This window comes from Enterobacter cloacae (assembly GCF_011078175.1).
GTDB lineage: Bacteria > Pseudomonadota > Gammaproteobacteria > Enterobacterales > Enterobacteriaceae > Enterobacter > Enterobacter cloacae_Q.
Genome location: NZ_JAALCJ010000030.1, coordinates 1 through 662 on the forward strand (window position 1 = coordinate 1; position 662 = coordinate 662).

At 59.2% G+C, this 662-nt stretch carries 1 protein-coding gene; it reads left to right on the top strand.

Translation table 11 applies throughout. The features are described from left to right. Nucleotides 1-13 precede the first annotated feature (13 nt). Nucleotides 14-631 carry a DMSO/selenate family reductase complex B subunit gene (locus G6Q29_RS21530; protein WP_017384545.1) on the top strand — a complete coding sequence of 206 codons (618 nt, stop codon included), beginning with the start codon at nt 14-16 and terminating at the stop codon, nt 629-631. Nucleotides 632-662: the final 31 nt, after the last annotated feature.

Below are 662 nucleotides of genomic sequence, written 5' to 3' on the forward strand. Positions count from 1 at the left end.
TAAGGAGTAACCGATGACAACCCAGTATGGATTTTTTATTGATTCCAGCCGCTGCACCGGGTGCAAAACCTGCGAGCTGGCCTGCAAGGATTACAAAGATCTTACTCCGGACGTCAGCTTCCGTCGTATTTATGAATACGCGGGCGGCGACTGGCAGGAGGACAACGGCGTCTGGCATCAGAATGTCTTCGCCTATTACCTGTCGATTGCCTGCAACCACTGCGAAGACCCGGCCTGTACCAAGGTCTGCCCGAGCGGAGCAATGCACAAGCGCGACGACGGTTTTGTGGTGGTGGACGAGGATGTCTGCATCGGCTGTCGCTACTGCCACATGGCCTGCCCGTACGGCGCGCCGCAGTACAATGCCGCCAAAGGCCACATGACCAAGTGCGACGGCTGCCACAGCCGCGTAGCGGACGGCAAAAAGCCCATCTGCGTCGAGTCCTGCCCGCTGCGCGCGCTGGATTTTGGCCCGATTGAAGAGCTGCGCAAAAAACACGGCCAGCTTGCTGCCGTCGCGCCGCTGCCGTCTGCGCACTTCACGAAGCCGAGTATTGTGATTAAGCCTAACGCCAACAGCCGTCCGACGGGTGACACCACCGGCTACCTGGCAAACCCGAAGGAGGTGTGAGATGGGAAGTGGATGGCATGAATGGCCGCTG

Coding starts and splice junctions, on each gene's coding strand:
- G6Q29_RS21530 (WP_017384545.1), top strand. CDS start 14: ATGACAACCCAGTATGGATTTTTTATTGATTCCAGCCGCTGCACCGGG.